This is a genomic window from Maribacter sp., from assembly GCF_049667165.1.
Classification (GTDB): domain Bacteria; phylum Bacteroidota; class Bacteroidia; order Flavobacteriales; family Flavobacteriaceae; genus Maribacter_A.
Map to the genome: position 1 here is coordinate 1 of NZ_JBATHS010000131.1, position 18,589 is coordinate 18,589.

Genomic DNA, 18,589 nt, shown 5'->3' on the forward strand with positions numbered 1-18,589 from the left:
TCACCTGTATTGGCAACACCTGTTTCGATACGCCCAGTTGCAACAGTACCACGACCAGTAATCGTAAATACATCTTCAACCGGCATTAGGAAGTCTTTCTCAATATCCCTTTTTGGTAATTCGATCCACTCATCAACAGCGTTCATCAATTCCATAACGGTATCAACCCATTTTTGCTCACCATTAAGTGCGCCAAGAGCCGATCCAGAAATAACGGGACCGTTATCACCATCATACTCATAGAAAGAAAGCAATTCCCTTACTTCCATTTCAACAAGCTCTAAAAGTTCATCATCATCGACCATGTCAACTTTGTTCAAGAAAACAACCATTCTTGGAATACCTACCTGACGTCCTAAAAGGATGTGCTCACGAGTTTGTGGCATTGGACCATCTGTGGCCGCAACCACCAAGATAGCACCGTCCATTTGGGCAGCACCTGTTACCATGTTCTTCACATAATCCGCGTGACCTGGACAGTCAACGTGTGCATAGTGGCGATTCGCCGTAGAGTATTCAACGTGGGACGTGTTGATGGTGATACCTCTTTCTTTTTCTTCAGGAGCGTTATCGATAGAATCGAAACTTCTCACTTCAGATAGTCCTGCGTTAGCCAATACTGTTGTAATAGCGGCAGTCAATGTAGTTTTACCGTGATCTACGTGTCCAATAGTACCGATATTCAAGTGCGGTTTGGAACGATCAAATGTTGCCTTTGCCATATTTAATAAATTTAATCTTAGTTATATATTAGTGTACAATTAATGCCTTAAATGAGCCAACGACGGGAATTGAACCCGTGACCTCTTCCTTACCAAGGAAACGCTCTACCCCTGAGCTACGTCGGCTTGTTGGGTTCTAGGTTGATGTCATACGTTTTTTGATAAACCAAAACAACATCGAAATACAACAAACGTTAACCCATGGTTTTTGGGTGTTGGACCAGATTCTTAAGAACCTACCCAGAAACGATACCATCGTTTCCTTACTACCCAAAGAACATATCAAAAGAACAGGTCTTTCGATATTCAGAGGGAGACATGGGTTTACCTTGACTCCACTCCTTACAGGCTTTCACCCTTTTTTATCCCAAACATCCTGAACCGTTCGATAGAAACAAAATTCCTGATGCCAAGAAAAATCCTTGAGCGGGAGACCGGGTTCGAACCGGCGACATTCAGCTTGGAAGGCTGACGCTCTACCAACTGAGCTACTCCCGCAATTTTTGCAAATCCCTAAAATCATATTCCAAATTCCAAAAATTTCTCTTTGGTGTTCGGAATCCAACATTTCCCAAAAGTGTGGGGAGAGCAGGATTCGAACCTGCGAAGACGTAGTCAGCAGATTTACAGTCTGCCCTCGTTGGCCGCTTGAGTATCTCCCCAATACCTTTATTTAAAGAACTTTTGAGCCGATAGAGGGACTCGAACCCACGACCTGCTGATTACAAATCAGCTGCTCTAGCCAGCTGAGCTACATCGGCCTATCAACACTTTTTTACGCATAAAAAAGTCCGCTATTTCTAACGGACTGCAAATGTATATATTTATTTGTTTAAACAAAATAATTTAAGGAAAATTTTCGTTACACTTTTTCACGCTGGATTTCCTTTATTTTTTTTAGTTTCCTTTCCAGGGAACTGCATGCCGAATCGATTGCTTCCTCGAACGATTTGCATTGTTTATTGACAACGAATCTATCCTTGGGCACATTTAGTCTAATATCCACAATCTTATTCTCCTTTGAACTGGTATTCTCAACTTTCAAATACACATCCGCACTTATAACCTTATCATAGAAAGTTTCTAATTTATCCAAACGATTCTGTAAAAAATCCAACAATTTTTTGTCGGCATTGAAATTAACTGACTGCGCATTTACTTTCATAGGCTATAATTTTAAAATGTTAAACGATTTTATTGCCCTTTCGGTTCTTTACCCCTTGGGTGGGCCGATGCATGTATTTTTTTAAGTTCAGCAATACTGTTGTGCGTATAAACCTGTGTTGAAGCTAAACTCGAATGGCCGAGCAACTCTTTTACCGAATTCAGATCCGCCCCTTTATTGAGCAAATGAGTCGCAAAGGTGTGTCTTAATATATGTGGACTCCTTTTCACCTTCGAGGATACCCTACTAAAATACCCATTTATAATTCTATAAACAAGGGTTTCATATATTTTATTGCCCGAATTGGTAAGAAAAACAAACTCCCCCTCCCTAATGGTTTCCAATTGATTCCGCAATGGAATATAGGTATTAAAAAGCGCCACTGTAGGCGACAATAAGGGCACAATACGTTCCTTGTTTCGTTTACCCAAAACCTTTATCGACCTTACGTCGAGTTTCACATCGTTCATTTTGAGATTGATAAGTTCAGACCTTCGTATTCCCGTCGCATACAACAATTCGATGATCAATTTATCACGTCTTCCCTCAAAATCATCGCCAAAGGGCAATTGCGATAGCACGCGCTGCATCTCATCCTCTGAAAATGGCACTTCGATCTTTTTTGATGTTTTTAGGGCTTTATGTTTTGCCAAAGGATTGGCGGCTATCGTACCGATTTGTTGCAGAAACTTATAATAGGCCTTCAATGAGGCTATTTTTCTATTGACCGACCTATTTGATATTTGGGTATTGACAAGGGCAACGATCCAACTTCTAATAATGGGGTATTCGACCCTATCTATATCCTCAAGGTCATGAAAACCGGAACAAAACGCAATAAATGATTGAATATCCCTTTGGTACGCATTTCGGGTATGTTCCGAATAATTCTTCTCTAGGTGTAAATAAGAAATAAACTTGGGTAGCGACATACCACAAAGTTAGTAAAGTTGGCCTACCAATGATCCAAAATAAAAAAATCCCATCTCTCGATGGGATTTTTTTCAATAATTGTACACTGTTATATAAAATCTTAGATTTCCTCTTGATCTCTTAAACCTTGTATGTATTGTGCTTTTTGAATCTGCGCTCTTCTTTGTACTGAAGGTTTGGTGAATTGCTGACGTTTACGCAATTGACGCATGGTACCCGTCTTATCGAACTTTCGTTTAAAACGCTTTAAAGCTCTGTCTATGTTTTCTCCTTCCTTGATCGGTATTATTAACATGGGCTACAACCTCCTTTCTTTTGTGATTAAGGGTGCAAATATAAAATGAATTAATGGATTAGTAACGAACTATTTTAAAATATTTTTCGCAATAACCACTTTTTGGATTTCAGTAGTCCCTTCACCAATGGTACATAGCTTGGCATCCCTATAGAACTTCTCAACGGGAAAATCCTTTGTATACCCATAGCCCCCATGTACTTGAACGGCCTCATTGGCTATTTTAACACATGCCTCGGAAGCATACATTTTGGACATCGCACTTAATTTGGTCATTTTTCTACCTTGGTTCTTTAGAAATGCAGCTTTATGAAGCAGTAATTCAGAGGCCTCAATCTCCGTTGCCATATCCGCCAATTTAAAGGATATGCCTTGAAATTGGTTTATCGGCTTCCCAAACTGTACCCTTTCCTTCGAATATTGCAATGATGCCTCGTAGGCTCCCTTGGCAATACCCAAAGACAAGGCGCCAATCGATATCCTCCCCCCATCCAACACCTTCATGCTTTGAATGAAACCTTCACCGACCTCACCTAATCTATTGCCATCGGGAATGCTACAATTATTGAATATAAGTTCTGCCGTTTCACTGGCCCGCATACCTAATTTGTTCTCTTTCTTACCGCTGGAAAAACCTGGAGTACCTTTTTCAATGACAAAGGCCGTCATACCATGGCTATCGCCTTTTTCCCCAGTCCTGGCAATTACAACGGCTATATCCCCGCTTATACCGTGGGTAATGAAATTTTTGGCTCCATTCAATACCCATTCACTTCCTTCTTGAATGGCCGTAGTGCTCATTCCCCCTGCATCAGAACCTGTATTGTGCTCTGTCAACCCCCAGGCACCGATCCACTCGCCCGTTGCCAATTTAGGAATCCACCGCTGCTTTTGGGCCTTATTGCCGAAAGATAAAATATGGTTGGTGCATAGTGAGTTATGGGCAGCAATCGATAATCCTATGGACGGGTCTACCTTGGAAATTTCCTCGATAATCGCGATATACTCGTGGTACCCTAGCCCAGAACCACCATATTCTTCTGGGACTAAAATTCCCATAAATCCCATTTCACCGGCTTTCTTAAAAAGTTCAACCGGGAAGAACTGGGCTTCGTCCCATTCCATTATATGCGGTCGTATATGTTGTTCCGCAAATTTTTTAGCCGCCGAAGCAACATGTTCTTGGGTTTCAGAGTAATCAAAACACATCGTATCTTTGAACATTCTCACATTTTTTATAGGGCCAAATATAATTTAATTCTATCGATCTTTTGTGTTGGGAAACCCTCAATTTCATTTAATTCGCCAAAGGAATTGAAAGCACCGTTGTTTTCCCTATACCCTACAATTTTTACAGCCAACGTCTTCGATATATAAATAAGTCGGGAAATTTCATTTGCGGAAGCGGTATTGATATTGATCTTCACGACTTGGGGTTGGCTCATCACTTTGAATCTTTTAAGAGTTCTTTGAACCACTTCGGGCTCCAAACCATAGACATCATATAGTTGGTCATCACTGAAAAATCCACCTAATCGATCCCTGAATTTTACGATTCGCTGTGATAGTTTATCCCCTACCCCATATACCGCTCTTAATTCGGCCGCGGTTACCGTATTGAGGTCCTTGATCTGTATCGATTCACTATTTTTGCCCTGCTCATCCTCAGCATCGAAAACCAGGGGCGCTTGATTATCGGTAGCCTTCGTTTTAATCCAATCAGGAAACTTGAAAAAAGGTGCTATACGGTTCAACAGCGTATCCGATACCTGGGTTACCTTTTGAAATTCCTTAGCACTGTTCACGAATAAATTCTTTGAGCGATATGCATGCAGCCTATCAATTTCCTCCAAGGACATCCCTAAGGTATAGCCTTTATAATCCGAGATATAATTAGGGTTAAAAGGGTAAAGTGGTATGGATTCCTGTTGTAGCGTTTTTCGCTTAAGTGAATCGATGCGCCCTTGGGTTTCCATATCGACCGAAAGGTTTCCTTCCACATCGGTCGAAGCATTTTTCACACCATATAAAATGACTTGCAACACAACAATGATCCCTAGCAAAAAGAAAATCCCACTGCGTTCCTGTTTGGAAAACTTGAGGTGGGATTTTAAACTTTTCATCTTTATGACAACTGATGGAACCTATTTTATTCTGCCAACTTCTGTTTCTTGTACAATTGGTTGGCTTTTAATTTGACCCAATATTCGTTCAAATCCTTTTTTACTTCCCCAGACATTATATAGAGGCCAATGATATTTGGAAATGACATCGCCAAAATCATCATATCTGAAAAATCGAGTACCGCTCCCAAACTCACTGAAGCTCCTATCACGACAAAAATCAAGAAAAACATTTTATAGACCATTTCAGATTTCCTGCTTTTCCCGAAAAGATAGGTCCATGCACGCATGCCATAATACGACCATGAAATCATTGTGGAAAATGCAAACAAGAAAACGGCCAAGGCAAGAACATAGGGAAACCAAGAGATTTGACTTGCAAAGGCGTCGGAGGTCAACTGTGCCCCTGCCATGCCTTCTACTTCGTGCATTCCTGTAAAGATGAGCACCAAGGCCGTTAGGGTACATACCACGACCGTATCGATAAATGGTTCAAGTAAGGCTACAAAACCTTCAGAGGGCGGATGATTGGTCTTGGCCGTACTGTGCGCAATCGCCGCAGAACCCACGCCAGCTTCGTTGGAGAAGGCCGCTCTTTGAAAGCCAATAACAAGTACCCCAATGATACCTCCCTTAAGGGCTCCTGGATTGAAAGCCCCTTCAAAAATAGCAGAAAAAGCCGGTCCGATATTCTCAATGTTCATTACGATTACCACCAAGGCCGCAACGATATAAATCGATGCCATTATAGGAACGATTTTACCGGTTACCCTGGCAATACTACTAATGCCTCCGATAATGACCACACCCACAAGAATGGCCGTGATCACCCCAAACCAAAATCCGTTGCCTGCCAATATAGGAAACTGCCCTGCCAATTGCTCAAAAGATTGATTGGCCTGAAACATATTCCCTCCACCAAAGGAGGCCCCAACAGCAAGTACGGCAAAGAATCCAGCAAGCACTTTTCCAAGCCCCTTCATATTCCTTTTCTCAAGTCCATAACGCAGATAATTCATCGGACCTCCGAACACTCTTCCATCGGGAAGAATATCCCTGTATTTGACACCTAGCGTACATTCCACGAATTTTGAGGACATTCCCAACAACCCGCAAACGATCATCCAAAAAGTGGCGCCGGCACCGCCAAGCGAAACCGCTACGGCCACTCCGGCAATATTTCCCAAACCAACAGTGCCCGAAACAGCTGTGGCCAAGGCCTGAAAATGGGTAACTTGCCCTGGGGCGTTGGGATCGTCATATTTACCCTTGGCCAAATCGATGGAATGTCGAAAACCCTTAATATTTATGAAGCCCATTCGAATGGTAAAAAATAAGGCCCCTAGTACCAACCACATCACGATAAATGGTATGCCTTTGGTTATGGGATCACCATTGGGATGGGTCATGACCATTGGTTCGTCATATTTTATGCTCGCCAAATAATGGGCCCCCTGCTCGATTACATGCTCCTGATTGTCAGAATTGTATATTACCTTGCCTTCCTCTACCAAATAGTCCAATTTGCCCGTTGCAGTGGACAAAACCGTTTCTTCTGTTCCCTGGCTGTTGGAAATTATCGCAAGTTGATCTCCTTTTTTGACTTTTGCCCCATTGGGTTTCAACCATCGTTTCAGGACGAATTTGTCCTGCACATCATGTGACCAATTTGGGACGGCTATCATTTTTTCATCGGCATAGGCGACTGGGTCATAGATGCCAATGGCCGCAAAGGGATCCCAAAATAATACGGAGCCCAAGGCACTAACGGCTGGGGTCATGGTACCATTGAACACTTCTGTAATGGATTGGGTCTTTATGGTAAAAACCTTGGTTACGGATTGTCCGGCAGCATCGATGACGGTAACCGTATAAGGAACCCCTTCTACCAAGCCGCTAGACATTTTAGAATGCAATGAAGTACTTTGGTTGCTCCATTTATAGGTATAAGGTTCGGTGCCTCCATCAACTTTCAATTCTATAGCCCCATCATTTATATCATCTGATGGATTTATGGCCTTACCGGTAACCGCAAGATCTTGGGAAAATGTCATAATGCCAAAGAGCATAATAAAGGGAAGGAGATACTTCTTCATAATTAATTGTAGCGGTTAATATTTGATGGTTATAGGCTGAAATGACCGACAATATCCTAAAAAAAATCAACCCAATCAAATATTGGGAAGAAAGAAAAAGGATTAAATGTGAAACATTTCATTCAATTTGCGTATTTGTTCTGGCCTTCCCAGCACGATAACCTTGCTTTTGGGCTGTAAGGGCAAGTCGGCTTCCGGGTTAATGGTGTATTTACCGTTAGGAGCGATATATCCGATAATGGTGCACCCTGTTTTTCGCCTTAAATCAAGATCTCGAAGCGATTTGTGCTCTCCATGTTCCGCAAAATCCTCTATGGCTACTTCCTCTAGATTCGTTGTATGCTCACCTTCCAAAGACAGTTCATCCATAAATGAGATGAGATCTGGCATGACCACCAGCGAAGCCATATGGTCTCCACCGATCTTGTCTGGCATAATGACCTGATCCGCACCTGCCAATTTGAGCTTTTTCTGGGAGGTAACCAATGAAGCCCTACTGATGATATTCAAGTTCTTATTCAATTGCCTTGCGGATAAGACCACAAAAAGGTTGGCAGCATCATCGGGTAAGGTTGTTATAAGATAACGCGCACGCTCAATACCCGCCTCCATCAATACTTCATCTTCATTGGCGTCACCTTCAATAAAAAGTACGCCATCACCATATTTTTCAATAATTTCCTTATCTTTTTCTACAACAACAAATGGTCTTTTATAGGCTTTTAACCTTTCAGCTGCCTGATTACCATTACGGCCAAATCCGCAAATAATTACGTGGTTAGAAAGAGATGCGATCATGTTTTTCAATTTTTTCTTTTTTAAAACGTCCAAAGAATTTCTACTTAGGATATATTCCGTTATTACCGATATAGCAAATCCAAAGATGAATACACTTGCTATTATTAAAAATACAGTAAAAATCTTTGCTTCGGGACCTAATGGGCCTACCGTGGAAAAACCGACAGTAGTGACCGTAATAACAGTCATATAAAAGGCATCTAGCCATGACATATCTGAAAGAATCCTATACCCTACCACTCCGGTCGTCACAATAATGACAATCAATACTACTGCAATGTATATTTTGGAACGAAATAATCTTATCATATTCAGAGGTCAAATACCGATGTTCTTTTGGTGTGCACCAAATCTTTTATCTTCAACCAAAAAGCCAGAAAAAGATACAATGCAAATCCAAAGCCTAAAGTTACGAATGTGAGGTAAATGAACGATGTCCTGACCACCCTGGCACGAATACCCATCCGTTCCGCAATACGCCTACATACTTCAAATCCTCTTTTTTGAAGATAGTATAAAAGTTGATAGAAAACATTCATGTTCTAAAATTAAATATTTCCATGCAATAAACTACTACCTATCGCACATTGAAGGCATTTATTTTTCAAACAGTAGCCTTTATAAAGTTGTAGGATCGCTTGGCTATCGCCAGCGGATTTCACGTTCACTCCAAAGGCTTTGAATTTCTTCAGAATAACGTTGTCCTCCTTTTTTATTTTATCTATTATAGCGCATATTTCCTCCATACAATCCACACCCCTATGCCTGGCATAACAGAATTTCAAAGGCAGAATGGTATTGATAATCAAGAGGTCGATAAAAGGCTTTGTCAATTTTTTTATCCGCTTTTTCGATTCTTTTCCAAATGTAAAATGATTGTCCCAATACCGACTTGCAGCTATATCGAAAATGGTGTACAGTCCATCAAGACTTTGAGTGTTCATTACCTTTTGAAACAGATTGGGGTGCCTTTCATATACACTGACGATTTGTGAAAGCCTGATTGTGGGAAAATTGGTAGGTCGAAGCTTAAAGAATTCAGGTTGTGGCACACGTTCTTGGTTAAGGCCGAATTTTTGTTGCAAATAGGTATACTCCTTTTTCAAAACTTCAAAATAGGCATCCTTGGTATCGTCCCGATCCAATAAACCTGCCAAACCGAATAAAACACTTTCCAATCTCAGTGGGTCTTTCTGTAATTTTCTTACGATTGAAAAATCCAACGCCTGGGCAATACCAAAGAAAGAAGCACCATTGATATTCAGCCCGAAATTTTTCAGAAGTAGCATGAACAAAACTTTCTCCCAATCATTATTGGAATCCTTTAGAAGTGCGTTGACCATCACGGATTTTTGTTCCAAACGCTCAATGTAAAGGCGTTCTAACCAATTTTTTAATGCAAAAGCATCAACTTTTGAAATATCACTTTCGCAATTGATGAATTTCGTTGATCGATTATCAAATAAATACCTGTAATTCTTCAATAGTTCCACGGGCACATACTTCTTTAATTCAAGGGTGGGAATTCGTGTCTTATCCTTTCTATAGACATCTATATCATCATGCCAAACGACATGGAGAATGACGTTGTCATAAGAACTATCCTTTTCATGGTGATGGGCATACCAGTCCGAGGCATTTGAATGGACTTCCACATTACCGGCCCAAAGTTGTCCATCAATTTTGATTTTGGCATTGAAAAAATCGGGGCCAGATTGTTGGTTGTGGGAACCTGGATCTAGAATGTCAAGTGTTTCATCCCACGTGGTAACCAAATCCTGCCAGTACAATTTTTTGTATTTCCAAATAAATTGAAGTAAATCTTCCCGCATGCCTCTAAAATAAAAAATCCCACATAATTGTGGGAGTTTTCATTCCAATATTATCAATGGTCAGCGGATTATCTCTCCCTGCCAGGCTATAATCCCGCCACTGAGGTTATAGGCCTTATCGATACCAATGCTATTCATTAAAGCGCATGCCTGTCTGCTTCGGGCCCCTGACCTGCAATAAACATAATAACTTTTTGATTTGTCCAATTTTTCCAATTCAGCCATAAAGTGTTGACCAAGGTAAATATCGATATTGCTGGCGTCTGGAATAAAGCCTTGTTTAAATTCCAAGGAAGTACGAACGTCCAGAATGAAAGCATTCTCATCGGTTTTCAATTGTTCCATCCATTCCTTTTGGGATAAATCTGCCATAGTATCTCATTTTTAAGGCGCAAAAATAATATTTTTCTAGTATTAAATGCGCGTAAACCATGGAATACCATAGCCAAAAAAGGGTGCCTCAAGTTTTTAACAAAACTTTATCTATCCATATACATGGACATAATGGGCAATAATATACATTTGTACATACAACTATTGTAAGTACATGAATGTAGAAGAGCGCATAAAATCAACGGATGAAATTCCTTTAAATCGCAGAACGATAATTCATTTGATGTTGGTGGCCAACACCATCAATGAACACTTGGGTCATGCCTTAAAGCCTTTTGATATTTCGATTCAACAATTCAATGTGCTCCGCATCTTAAGAGGTCAAAAAGGGAAACCTGCCAACCTTTCTACCTTGAATGAAAGAATGGTGACCAAGATGAGCAATACGACCCGCTTGGTCGATAAATTGATTATGAAAAAATTTGTCGAACGGCATACATGCCCGTCAAATAGAAGAAAGATAGAAATTCGTATCACCACCAAAGGCAATGAGCAACTCTCAAAAATGGACGTGCTCATTGCTGAAACTGAAACAGATTTATTGAAACAATTCACAACGAACGAATTGGAACATTTAAACCTTTTATTGAATAAATTTTAAATCCTGATTAGTAACAACTAAAATTAAAAACAAATGAAAAAGAATTTTTTTGCACTGACCTTGGCCGTTATATTCGGCGCTACAGCAACGGCCACCGAACCCATTAAAGCAAATAAGAAAGATGTGAAAACCGAGGATAGCAATGTCACTTGGAAAGCCTATAAGGTGACCGGGTCGCATACGGGAACTGTAAACCTGATAAGCGGCGCCTTGCATTTTGATGAAGGCAAACTTAGCGGCGGTGATTTTACGGTCGACATGACCTCCTTAATAAGTACTGACCTTGAAGGGGAATACAAGGGAAAATTGGAAGGGCATTTGAAATCGGATGACTTCTTTGGTGTTGCCAACCACCCTACTTCTTCCTTGGTTTTCACCAAAGTCGAGGCCTCGGGTAAAAACTCCTATAAGGTGACTGGTGACTTGACCATTAAGAACATTACCAAACCTGTCACCTTCGATGTGTCCGTTTATGGAAGCAAAGCGACCGCAACCATGAAAATTGATAGGGCTGCATATGATGTACGCTATGGTTCGGGTAGCTTTTTTGATAATTTGGGCGATAAAACAATCTATGATGAATTCGACCTTGTAGTAGACCTTGTATTTTAAGGGACCGATTTACATACGGTAAGCCCTAGCTATCAAAAGGTACCTAGGGCTTATAATTTTTTTACAAAAAACGTGTTTGTTGTTTTAAAAATGATTTCTATATTTGGGCCAATGAAAAATTTTGTAACAAATACTTGGTGGTGGAGTACCTTACGAAAATCGTCGTGAGCGAAGCATCATTGTAGTTATACCATACAAAAGGCTTGTCTATCACGACAAGCCTTTTTTAATTTTATATTTTGAGCATGGTCTACCAATTTAAATCACATCATAAAAAAATCCTTGCCGATACCATTACCCCGGTAAGTGTCTACTTAAAAATACGCGATAGATTCCCGAACAGTATTCTATTGGAAAGTAGCGACTATCACGCCAATGACAATAGTTTTTCCTATATCTGTTGCAATCCCATCGCCTCGATCAAGATTGAGGATGAAACGATAGTGGAGGCATTTCCTGATGGAAAAATTACGACAAGGAAAATCGATTCTGACACCGATGTGGTGAAGACCATCAACGATTTTAGCCTTAAATTCAAAGCCGATCAAAATTCGTTCAAGTTCATAGATAATGGCCTATTCGGTTATATGGCCTATGATGCGGTGCGCTATTTTGAGGATATAAAAATCAACAAGAAAGATGATACGATGGACATTCCGGATATTTATTATGCGGTATACCAGAACATCATTGCCATCAATCATTTCAAGAATGAAGCCTATATCTTTGCCCATTGTTACGAATCGGCGAGTAATATTGACGAAATCGAACATATTCTCAATGTAAAGAATTTTGCTTCCTACAACTTCAATAAAGAAGGGAAACCCACATCGAACCTCAGGGATGATGAGTATAAAGCGCATGTTGCTTTGGCAAAAAAACATTGTCAACGGGGGGATGTTTTTCAATTGGTCTTATCACGTAGATTTTCCCAAGGGTTCAAAGGGGACGAATTCAATGTATACAGGGCCCTTCGCTCCATAAATCCCTCCCCCTATCTGTTCTACTTTGATTATGGCGATTTCAAGATTTTTGGCAGCTCCCCCGAGGCCCAATTGATCGTAAGTGATGGTAAGGCGGAAATACATCCGATAGCCGGAACGTTCAAAAGAACCGGAAATGATGAGCAAGATGCCGAACTGGCCAAAAAATTGACCCTAGATGACAAGGAAAACAGTGAGCATGTAATGCTGGTGGATCTGGCCAGAAACGATTTAAGTCGACATGGCAATATGGTCAGTGTAGATAATTATAGGGAGGTACAGTTCTTTTCGCATGTGATCCATTTGGTGTCAAAAGTATCTGGACAAAAGAAAAAGGATATCACAACCATGAAAGTAGTGGCAGATACCTTTCCGGCCGGTACATTGAGCGGTGCACCAAAACATATGGCCATGCAACTCATTGAACGTTATGAAAAGACCAATAGAGGGTACTATGGTGGGGCTATTGGTTTCATGGATTTCAGCGGAAACTTCAACCATGCCATCATGATCCGTACCTTTTTGAGCAAAAACCATCAATTGCATTATCAAGCCGGGGCAGGCTTGGTAGCAGCCTCCGATCCGGAAGACGAATTGCAGGAAACCTATAACAAACTGGGAGCATTGACCAAGGCCTTGGAAATTGCGGAAACCATCTAAAATTTCCAAAAGAGAGATGATATGAAAAAAATATTGGTAATTGATAACTACGACAGCTTCACCTATAACCTGGTCCATTATTTGGAGGATTTGGATTGCAACGTTGTAGTGAAAAGAAACGACCAACTTACTTTGCAGGAGGTTGCTGCGTTCGATAGAATCGTCTTATCCCCTGGCCCTGGGATTCCCGATGAAGCAGGTCTGCTCAAGGAAATCATTGCGACCTATGCGCCAACCAAAAGTATCTTTGGCGTTTGTCTAGGGCAGCAAGCAATAGCGGAAGTATTTGGGGGCTCATTGATCAATCTAGATGAGGTATATCATGGGATAGCTACTAAAATCAATATCATCAAAGACGATCTACTCTTTGATGGATTGCCTAGGGAAATTGAAGTCGGACGTTATCATTCCTGGGTGGTTGATCCGAATATGCCCGAAGTTTTGGAAGCGACTTCCCTAGACGAAAACGGACAGATCATGTCGCTGCGCCATAAAATCTATGACGTCTGTGCCGTTCAATTTCATCCCGAATCGGTATTGACACCACAAGGGAAAAAAATATTGGAAAACTGGTTAAATAGCTGATTTTTAAGTTATTCCCACGTTGGTGGGAATCCATCTAATTACTGTAAACCAAAACAACATGTATCCTGCCTGTGTAGGAATGACAAAACAAAAGAATGAAAGAGATTTTAAATAGATTGATCAATCACGATATCCTGACCAAGGAAGATGCCAAACGGGTTTTGGTCAATATCGCAAAAGGCGAATATAACACCAGCCAGATAGCTGCATTTCTAACGGTATATATGATGCGGAGCATAACCATCGAAGAGCTGGAAGGCTTTCGAAATGCATTGTTGGAATTATGCCTCGCCATTGACCTTTCAGCCTATAATCCCGTCGATTTATGTGGTACGGGCGGTGACGGCAAGGACACCTTCAACATATCCACCTTGGCCTCCTTTGTCACGGCCGGTGCCGGTGTAAAAGTAACCAAGCATGGTAATTACGGGGTTTCCTCAAAATGCGGCAGCAGTAATGTCATGGAATTTTTAGGCATAAAATTCAGCAATGAGGCAGATTTCCTTACAAAGTCTATCGAGGAGGCCGGGATTTGCGTTTTGCATGCACCTTTGTTCCATCCTGCCATGAAAAATGTGGCCCCCATCCGAAGGGAATTGGCCGTAAAGACCTTTTTCAATATGCTGGGACCTATGGTCAACCCCGCTTTTCCCCAAAACCAGATGGTGGGCGTCTTTAATTTGGAATTGGCCCGTATGTATGGATACCTGTATCAGAATACCGATAAGAACTTCACCGTAATTCATGCCTTGGATGGGTATGATGAAATTTCATTGACCGGAGCCACAAAAACGATTTCTAACAAATCTGAAGGGATATTAACACCGGAGGATTTTGGGGTTACCTCTGTACGGCAAGACCAGATTTTGGGTGGGGACACCATTGAGGAATCGGCAAAGATCTTTTTGAATATCTTGGAGGGGAAAGGGACAGAAGCACAGAACAATGTCGTCTGCGCCAATGCCGGAATAGCCATTGCGACCGTGAAAGGGGTGGGCCCTAAGGAAGGATTTGAAAGTGCCAAAGAATCCTTGCTCTCTGGTCGAGGATTAAAAGCCCTGCATAAATTACAAGCGTTAAGCGCCTAATCGTATCGAGAATGAATATCTTGGATAAAATAGTCAAAGACAAAAGAGTGGAAGTCAATCTGCGAAAAGGATTGATCCCTACTTCCCAATTGGAGCGTTCCGTACTCTTTGATCGGGAGACAATGTCATTGGCCCATGCGCTCCGAACCAGTAAAAGTGGGGTTATTGCAGAACATAAACGGCGTTCCCCGTCAAAATCAGTGATCAATCAGAACTTGAACGTACAGGATGTTGCATGGGGATATGAAAATGCGGGTGCCTGTGGTATGTCGGTATTGACCGATGGTAAATACTTTGGGGGTTCCCTAGATGACCTACTTCTGGCCAGAGCAGCGGTAACAATGCCCCTGTTACGCAAAGAATTCATCATTGATGAATATCAGGTTCTTGAGGCAAAGGCCTTTGGAGCCGATGTAATTTTATTGATTGCAGCCATTTTGACACGGGCTGAAATCGAGACGTTCTCCGAATTGGCCAAGAGTTTGAACATGGATGTGTTATTGGAAGTCCATAATGAAGGGGAATTGCGAAAATCCATAATGCCAAGTTTGGATATGTTGGGAGTGAACAATCGCAACCTAAAGACGTTCGAGGTCAGTTTGGAAACCAGCAAGACGCTGTCCGCTATGATTCCGGATGACTTTGTGAAAGTATCGGAAAGTGGTATTAGCAGTGTTGAAGCCATAAAAGAATTACGCCCTTTTGGGTATCAAGGCTTTTTGATCGGTGAGAACTTTATGAAAACCGATGACCCTGGCAACAGTGCAAAGGCGTTCATTAATTCCCTGACTTAACGAAAATACGTACGATGAGCCAATACCATAAAATAACCAACGATTCAAAAAGGGAACCGCTACGGATAAAGGTTTGTGGTATGAATTTGAATACCTCGGCAGTTGCAGGATTAAACCCTGATTATTTGGGATTTATATTTTGGGAACCCTCAAAAAGGAATTATAATGAAAAGGAGGTGATTCTACCTCATCGCATTAAAAAAGTAGGGGTTTTTGTCGATGCATATATTGAAGAGATTATTGAAAAAGTCAATACCCATCAACTCTTGGCCGTTCAATTACACGGAAAAGAATCTCCAGAATTCTGTCGTATGCTTAAAAGTGAATTGAAAGGGGTCGATATCATCAAGGTTTTTTCCATAAAAGAAGCCTTCGATTTTACAACACTTCAGCCCTTCGAATCAGTTTGTAATTACTATCTATTCGATACCAAAGGAAAACTACCAGGTGGCAATGGGTATAAATTCAATTGGAAGATATTAAAGGATTATCCATCCCATAAACCCTTTTTTATAAGCGGGGGCATTGGTTTGGAGGATGTGGAATCTATAAAGGAATTTATGACCCGACCAGAGTCCATTCATTGCCATGCCGTAGATGTGAATAGCAGGTTTGAAATTGTACCTGGATTGAAAGACATTGCCAAATTAACAGATTTTATAAAAAGTTTAAGATGAATTATCACGCAGACGAAAAAGGGTATTATGGGGAGTTTGGTGGGGCATTTATCCCTGAAATGCTCTATCCGAATACCGAGGAACTTCGCCAGAACTATATCCGTATCATGGAAGAACCTTCCTTTAAAAAGGAATTCGACCAGTTATTAAAGGATTATGTGGGAAGACCAACCCCTTTGTATTTCGCTGAACGATTATCAAAGAAATACAATACGAAGATTTACCTAAAAAGAGAGGATCTTTGCCATACAGGGGCCCATAAGGTAAATAACACGATTGGGCAGATCCTTATGGCCAAAAAGTTAGGGAAAAACAGGGTCATTGCCGAAACGGGTGCTGGGCAGCATGGTGTTGCAACCGCTACCGTTTGTGCCCTAATGGGCATAAAATGTGTAGTGTATATGGGGGAGATCGATATTGCCCGACAAGCGCCAAACGTGGCCCGAATGAAAATGTTGGGTGCCGAGGTCCGCCCGGCGTTGTCGGGGAGCAAAACCTTGAAAGATGCCACCAATGAAGCGATACGGGATTGGATCAATAATCCCGTCGACACCCATTATATCATTGGCTCCGTGGTCGGTCCTCATCCCTACCCCGATATGGTAGCCCGGTTTCAATCGGTGATTTCCGAAGAGATTAAATGGCAACTCAAAGAGAAAGAAGGTGTTGAAGATCCCGATTATGTAGTGGCCTGCGTTGGAGGAGGCAGTAATGCCGCAGGGGCTTATTACCATTATCTGGATAATCCTAAAGTTGGGATCATTGCCGTCGAAGCGGCAGGCAAAGGAATTAATTCCGGAGAAAGTGCCGCAACCTCCGCACTCGGTAAAGTTGGGATTATACATGGCAGCAAAACCCTATTAATGCAGACCCAAGACGGACAAATAACGGAACCCTATTCGATATCGGCCGGACTCGATTATCCTGGCGTGGGCCCCATGCATGCCCATCTGTTTAGATCAGGTAGAGCCGAATTTATCTCGATTACAGATGATGACGCCATGAATGCCGGGCTAATGCTTTCTCAACTTGAAGGAATAATACCGGCCATCGAAAGCTCCCATGCCTTTGCCATATTGGATTATAGGAAATTCAAACCGGATGACATTGTTGTGATCAACCTTTCTGGACGTGGGGATAAGGATTTGGATACGTATATAAAATATTTTGAACTTTGATGACTAAAAGTAAACTGGGTAGAGATTACCGCATGCGCGGGAATGACAAAATACAAGATTGATGAACAGAATAAACATAAAACTGAAAGAGGGTCAAAAAATCCTCTCTATATATTTTACAGCGGGGTATCCAAAGTTGAATGATACGGTGCACATCATTCAGGAACTGGAAAAAAATGGGGTTGATCTTATCGAAATCGGCTTGCCCTTTTCAGATCCCCTGGCCGATGGGCCAACCATACAAGAAAGCTCAACAACTGCTTTAAAAAACGGAATGCATACCGAATTGCTTTTTGAACAGTTAAACGACATTCGAAAATCAGTTTCCATCCCATTGATCATTATGGGATATTTTAATCCCATTTTTCAATATGGGGTCGAGGCTTTTTGTAAAAAATGCCAGGAAATCGGTATAGACGGACTTATTCTTCCCGATTTACCTTTGGATGTATATCAAAAAGATTATGAGGCCATTTTTAAAAAATACGGTTTGGTCAATGTATTTCTCATAACCCCACAAACCAGCGATGAACGCATCAAGCAAATCGATGAGGCCTCAAACGGATTTATCTATATGGTCAGTTCGGCCAGTACCACAGGTACTACCAAAGGTTTTGGAGACCCACAGCTACGTTATTTTGAACGTATTTCTGCATTGAACCTGAAAAATCCGCAAATCGTAGGTTTTGGGATCAATACTGCTGAAACCTTCAAGCAGGCTACCCGTTCTGCTGCCGGGGCCATTATAGGTTCTGCCTTTATTAAACACCTTACATCCTATGGGGTCGACTCCATATCCAAATTTGTACAATCAATTCGATAAGCTTATGGAATTCATCAATAATTGGAAACTTGTTATTTTATTGTGCCTAACGCTAGGCTTGGCTCCCTTCTTTCCTGAACCCCATATTTGGGGTAAAATCCTTTGGATTGCAGGCGGGGCAAATGGCATGGCTTTTATGGATTGGTTCGATGTTGTTTTACATGGCTCTCCCTTTATCCTTTTACTCCGATTGATAAGTCTCAGGGTAATTGGCCTTTTGAAAAAGTAGAA

At 41.4% G+C, this 18,589-nt stretch carries 21 protein-coding genes and 4 tRNA genes; 10 read left to right on the plus strand and 15 right to left on the minus strand.

Annotated features, from left to right (window positions below; translation table 11 throughout):
• From WBM98_RS06610 to WBM98_RS06680, 15 genes are all read right to left on the minus strand, one after another.
• Positions 1-722, minus strand: a 722-nt coding sequence (locus WBM98_RS06610) for a GTP-binding protein (RefSeq protein WP_424365238.1), incomplete at its 3' end; no start/stop codon positions are given.
• Positions 723-776: 54 nt separating this feature from the next.
• Positions 777-848 (minus strand) — tRNA-Thr (locus tag WBM98_RS06615).
• Between the two features lie 299 nt (positions 849-1,147).
• Positions 1,148-1,220: transfer RNA gene (locus tag WBM98_RS06620), tRNA-Gly, on the minus strand.
• A gap of 82 nt (positions 1,221-1,302) precedes the next feature.
• Positions 1,303-1,384: transfer RNA gene (locus tag WBM98_RS06625), tRNA-Tyr, on the minus strand.
• 25 nt (positions 1,385-1,409) lie between these two features.
• Positions 1,410-1,483 (minus strand) — tRNA-Thr (locus tag WBM98_RS06630).
• Between the two features lie 101 nt (positions 1,484-1,584).
• Entirely contained in the window at positions 1,585-1,887 is a 303-nt protein-coding gene (gene hpf / locus WBM98_RS06635) for a ribosome hibernation-promoting factor, HPF/YfiA family (RefSeq protein ID WP_424365239.1), read from the minus strand.
• A 29-nt stretch (positions 1,888-1,916) separates the two neighbouring features.
• Positions 1,917-2,819 carry a tyrosine-type recombinase/integrase gene (locus tag WBM98_RS06640; RefSeq protein WP_424365240.1) on the minus strand — a complete coding sequence of 301 codons (903 nt, stop codon included), beginning with the start codon at positions 2,817-2,819 and terminating at the stop codon, positions 1,917-1,919.
• Between the two features lie 101 nt (positions 2,820-2,920).
• Complete coding sequence (rpsU, locus tag WBM98_RS06645) at positions 2,921-3,115, minus strand: 30S ribosomal protein S21 (protein ID WP_109654682.1); 195 nt, start codon at positions 3,113-3,115, stop codon at positions 2,921-2,923.
• Between the two features lie 69 nt (positions 3,116-3,184).
• Complete coding sequence (locus WBM98_RS06650) at positions 3,185-4,324, minus strand: acyl-CoA dehydrogenase family protein (RefSeq protein ID WP_424365287.1); 1,140 nt, start codon at positions 4,322-4,324, stop codon at positions 3,185-3,187.
• Positions 4,325-4,350: 26 nt separating this feature from the next.
• The gene (locus WBM98_RS06655; protein WP_424365241.1) at positions 4,351-5,238 is read right to left on the minus strand and encodes a ComEA family DNA-binding protein; all 888 of its coding nucleotides are present in this window, start codon (positions 5,236-5,238) and stop codon (positions 4,351-4,353) included.
• Between the two features lie 26 nt (positions 5,239-5,264).
• Positions 5,265-7,334 carry an amino acid carrier protein gene (locus WBM98_RS06660; RefSeq protein ID WP_424365242.1) on the minus strand — a complete coding sequence of 690 codons (2,070 nt, stop codon included), beginning with the start codon at positions 7,332-7,334 and terminating at the stop codon, positions 5,265-5,267.
• A gap of 102 nt (positions 7,335-7,436) precedes the next feature.
• The gene (locus tag WBM98_RS06665; protein ID WP_424365243.1) at positions 7,437-8,441 is read right to left on the minus strand and encodes a potassium channel family protein; all 1,005 of its coding nucleotides are present in this window, start codon (positions 8,439-8,441) and stop codon (positions 7,437-7,439) included.
• A 2-nt stretch (positions 8,442-8,443) separates the two neighbouring features.
• A complete protein-coding gene (locus tag WBM98_RS06670; RefSeq protein ID WP_223198206.1) occupies positions 8,444-8,671 on the minus strand; it encodes a PspC domain-containing protein in 228 nt (75 codons plus the stop codon).
• Between the two features lie 9 nt (positions 8,672-8,680).
• Positions 8,681-9,964: a DUF2851 family protein gene (locus WBM98_RS06675; protein WP_424365244.1), complete on the minus strand. Its 1,284-nt coding sequence runs from the start codon at positions 9,962-9,964 to the stop codon at positions 8,681-8,683.
• A 60-nt stretch (positions 9,965-10,024) separates the two neighbouring features.
• The gene (locus WBM98_RS06680) at positions 10,025-10,336 is read right to left on the minus strand and encodes a rhodanese-like domain-containing protein (RefSeq protein WP_424365245.1); all 312 of its coding nucleotides are present in this window, start codon (positions 10,334-10,336) and stop codon (positions 10,025-10,027) included.
• A gap of 175 nt (positions 10,337-10,511) precedes the next feature.
• Between WBM98_RS06680 and WBM98_RS06685 the strand changes: the two genes are divergently transcribed.
• From WBM98_RS06685 to WBM98_RS06730, 10 genes are all read left to right on the plus strand, one after another.
• Positions 10,512-10,958 (plus strand): MarR family winged helix-turn-helix transcriptional regulator, encoded by a 447-nt coding sequence (locus WBM98_RS06685; RefSeq protein WP_424365246.1) that lies wholly within the window; start codon positions 10,512-10,514, stop codon positions 10,956-10,958.
• 33 nt (positions 10,959-10,991) lie between these two features.
• Positions 10,992-11,570, plus strand: coding sequence for a YceI family protein (locus tag WBM98_RS06690; RefSeq protein WP_424365247.1), 579 nt, complete (start codon positions 10,992-10,994; stop codon positions 11,568-11,570).
• A gap of 245 nt (positions 11,571-11,815) precedes the next feature.
• On the plus strand, positions 11,816-13,213 hold the full coding sequence (locus WBM98_RS06695; protein WP_424365248.1) for an anthranilate synthase component I family protein: 1,398 nt from the start codon (positions 11,816-11,818) through the stop codon (positions 13,211-13,213).
• Positions 13,214-13,234: 21 nt separating this feature from the next.
• A complete protein-coding gene (locus WBM98_RS06700) occupies positions 13,235-13,798 on the plus strand; it encodes an anthranilate synthase component II (protein WP_424365249.1) in 564 nt (187 codons plus the stop codon).
• 95 nt (positions 13,799-13,893) lie between these two features.
• Positions 13,894-14,886 carry an anthranilate phosphoribosyltransferase gene (gene trpD / locus WBM98_RS06705; RefSeq protein ID WP_424365250.1) on the plus strand — a complete coding sequence of 331 codons (993 nt, stop codon included), beginning with the start codon at positions 13,894-13,896 and terminating at the stop codon, positions 14,884-14,886.
• Between the two features lie 11 nt (positions 14,887-14,897).
• Positions 14,898-15,680: an indole-3-glycerol phosphate synthase TrpC gene (gene trpC, locus WBM98_RS06710; RefSeq protein WP_424365251.1), complete on the plus strand. Its 783-nt coding sequence runs from the start codon at positions 14,898-14,900 to the stop codon at positions 15,678-15,680.
• Between the two features lie 14 nt (positions 15,681-15,694).
• Positions 15,695-16,357 (plus strand): phosphoribosylanthranilate isomerase, encoded by a 663-nt coding sequence (locus WBM98_RS06715; RefSeq protein ID WP_424365252.1) that lies wholly within the window; start codon positions 15,695-15,697, stop codon positions 16,355-16,357.
• A complete protein-coding gene (gene trpB, locus WBM98_RS06720) occupies positions 16,354-17,535 on the plus strand; it encodes a tryptophan synthase subunit beta (RefSeq protein ID WP_424365253.1) in 1,182 nt (393 codons plus the stop codon). Before WBM98_RS06715 ends, trpB begins: the two co-directional genes overlap by 4 nt.
• Positions 17,536-17,596: 61 nt before the next feature.
• Positions 17,597-18,358, plus strand: coding sequence for a tryptophan synthase subunit alpha (gene trpA / locus WBM98_RS06725; protein WP_424365254.1), 762 nt, complete (start codon positions 17,597-17,599; stop codon positions 18,356-18,358).
• A 4-nt stretch (positions 18,359-18,362) separates the two neighbouring features.
• Positions 18,363-18,587: a hypothetical protein gene (locus WBM98_RS06730; protein WP_424365255.1), complete on the plus strand. Its 225-nt coding sequence runs from the start codon at positions 18,363-18,365 to the stop codon at positions 18,585-18,587.
• Positions 18,588-18,589: the final 2 nt, after the last annotated feature.

Coding starts and splice junctions, on each gene's coding strand:
- WBM98_RS06660 (WP_424365242.1), bottom strand. CDS start 7,334: ATGAAGAAGTATCTCCTTCCCTTTATTATGCTCTTTGGCATTATGACA.
- WBM98_RS06685 (WP_424365246.1), top strand. CDS start 10,512: ATGAATGTAGAAGAGCGCATAAAATCAACGGATGAAATTCCTTTAAAT.
- WBM98_RS06700 (WP_424365249.1), top strand. CDS start 13,235: ATGAAAAAAATATTGGTAATTGATAACTACGACAGCTTCACCTATAAC.
- WBM98_RS06670 (WP_223198206.1), bottom strand. CDS start 8,671: ATGAATGTTTTCTATCAACTTTTATACTATCTTCAAAAAAGAGGATTT.
- WBM98_RS06640 (WP_424365240.1), bottom strand. CDS start 2,819: ATGTCGCTACCCAAGTTTATTTCTTATTTACACCTAGAGAAGAATTAT.
- WBM98_RS06650 (WP_424365287.1), bottom strand. CDS start 4,324: ATGTGTTTTGATTACTCTGAAACCCAAGAACATGTTGCTTCGGCGGCT.
- WBM98_RS06655 (WP_424365241.1), bottom strand. CDS start 5,238: ATGAAAAGTTTAAAATCCCACCTCAAGTTTTCCAAACAGGAACGCAGT.
- trpB (WP_424365253.1), top strand. CDS start 16,354: ATGAATTATCACGCAGACGAAAAAGGGTATTATGGGGAGTTTGGTGGG.
- trpD (WP_424365250.1), top strand. CDS start 13,894: ATGAAAGAGATTTTAAATAGATTGATCAATCACGATATCCTGACCAAG.
- WBM98_RS06680 (WP_424365245.1), bottom strand. CDS start 10,336: ATGGCAGATTTATCCCAAAAGGAATGGATGGAACAATTGAAAACCGAT.
- trpC (WP_424365251.1), top strand. CDS start 14,898: ATGAATATCTTGGATAAAATAGTCAAAGACAAAAGAGTGGAAGTCAAT.
- WBM98_RS06730 (WP_424365255.1), top strand. CDS start 18,363: ATGGAATTCATCAATAATTGGAAACTTGTTATTTTATTGTGCCTAACG.
- hpf (WP_424365239.1), bottom strand. CDS start 1,887: ATGAAAGTAAATGCGCAGTCAGTTAATTTCAATGCCGACAAAAAATTG.
- rpsU (WP_109654682.1), bottom strand. CDS start 3,115: ATGTTAATAATACCGATCAAGGAAGGAGAAAACATAGACAGAGCTTTA.
- trpA (WP_424365254.1), top strand. CDS start 17,597: ATGAACAGAATAAACATAAAACTGAAAGAGGGTCAAAAAATCCTCTCT.
- WBM98_RS06675 (WP_424365244.1), bottom strand. CDS start 9,964: ATGCGGGAAGATTTACTTCAATTTATTTGGAAATACAAAAAATTGTAC.
- WBM98_RS06695 (WP_424365248.1), top strand. CDS start 11,816: ATGGTCTACCAATTTAAATCACATCATAAAAAAATCCTTGCCGATACC.
- WBM98_RS06665 (WP_424365243.1), bottom strand. CDS start 8,441: ATGATAAGATTATTTCGTTCCAAAATATACATTGCAGTAGTATTGATT.
- WBM98_RS06690 (WP_424365247.1), top strand. CDS start 10,992: ATGAAAAAGAATTTTTTTGCACTGACCTTGGCCGTTATATTCGGCGCT.
- WBM98_RS06715 (WP_424365252.1), top strand. CDS start 15,695: ATGAGCCAATACCATAAAATAACCAACGATTCAAAAAGGGAACCGCTA.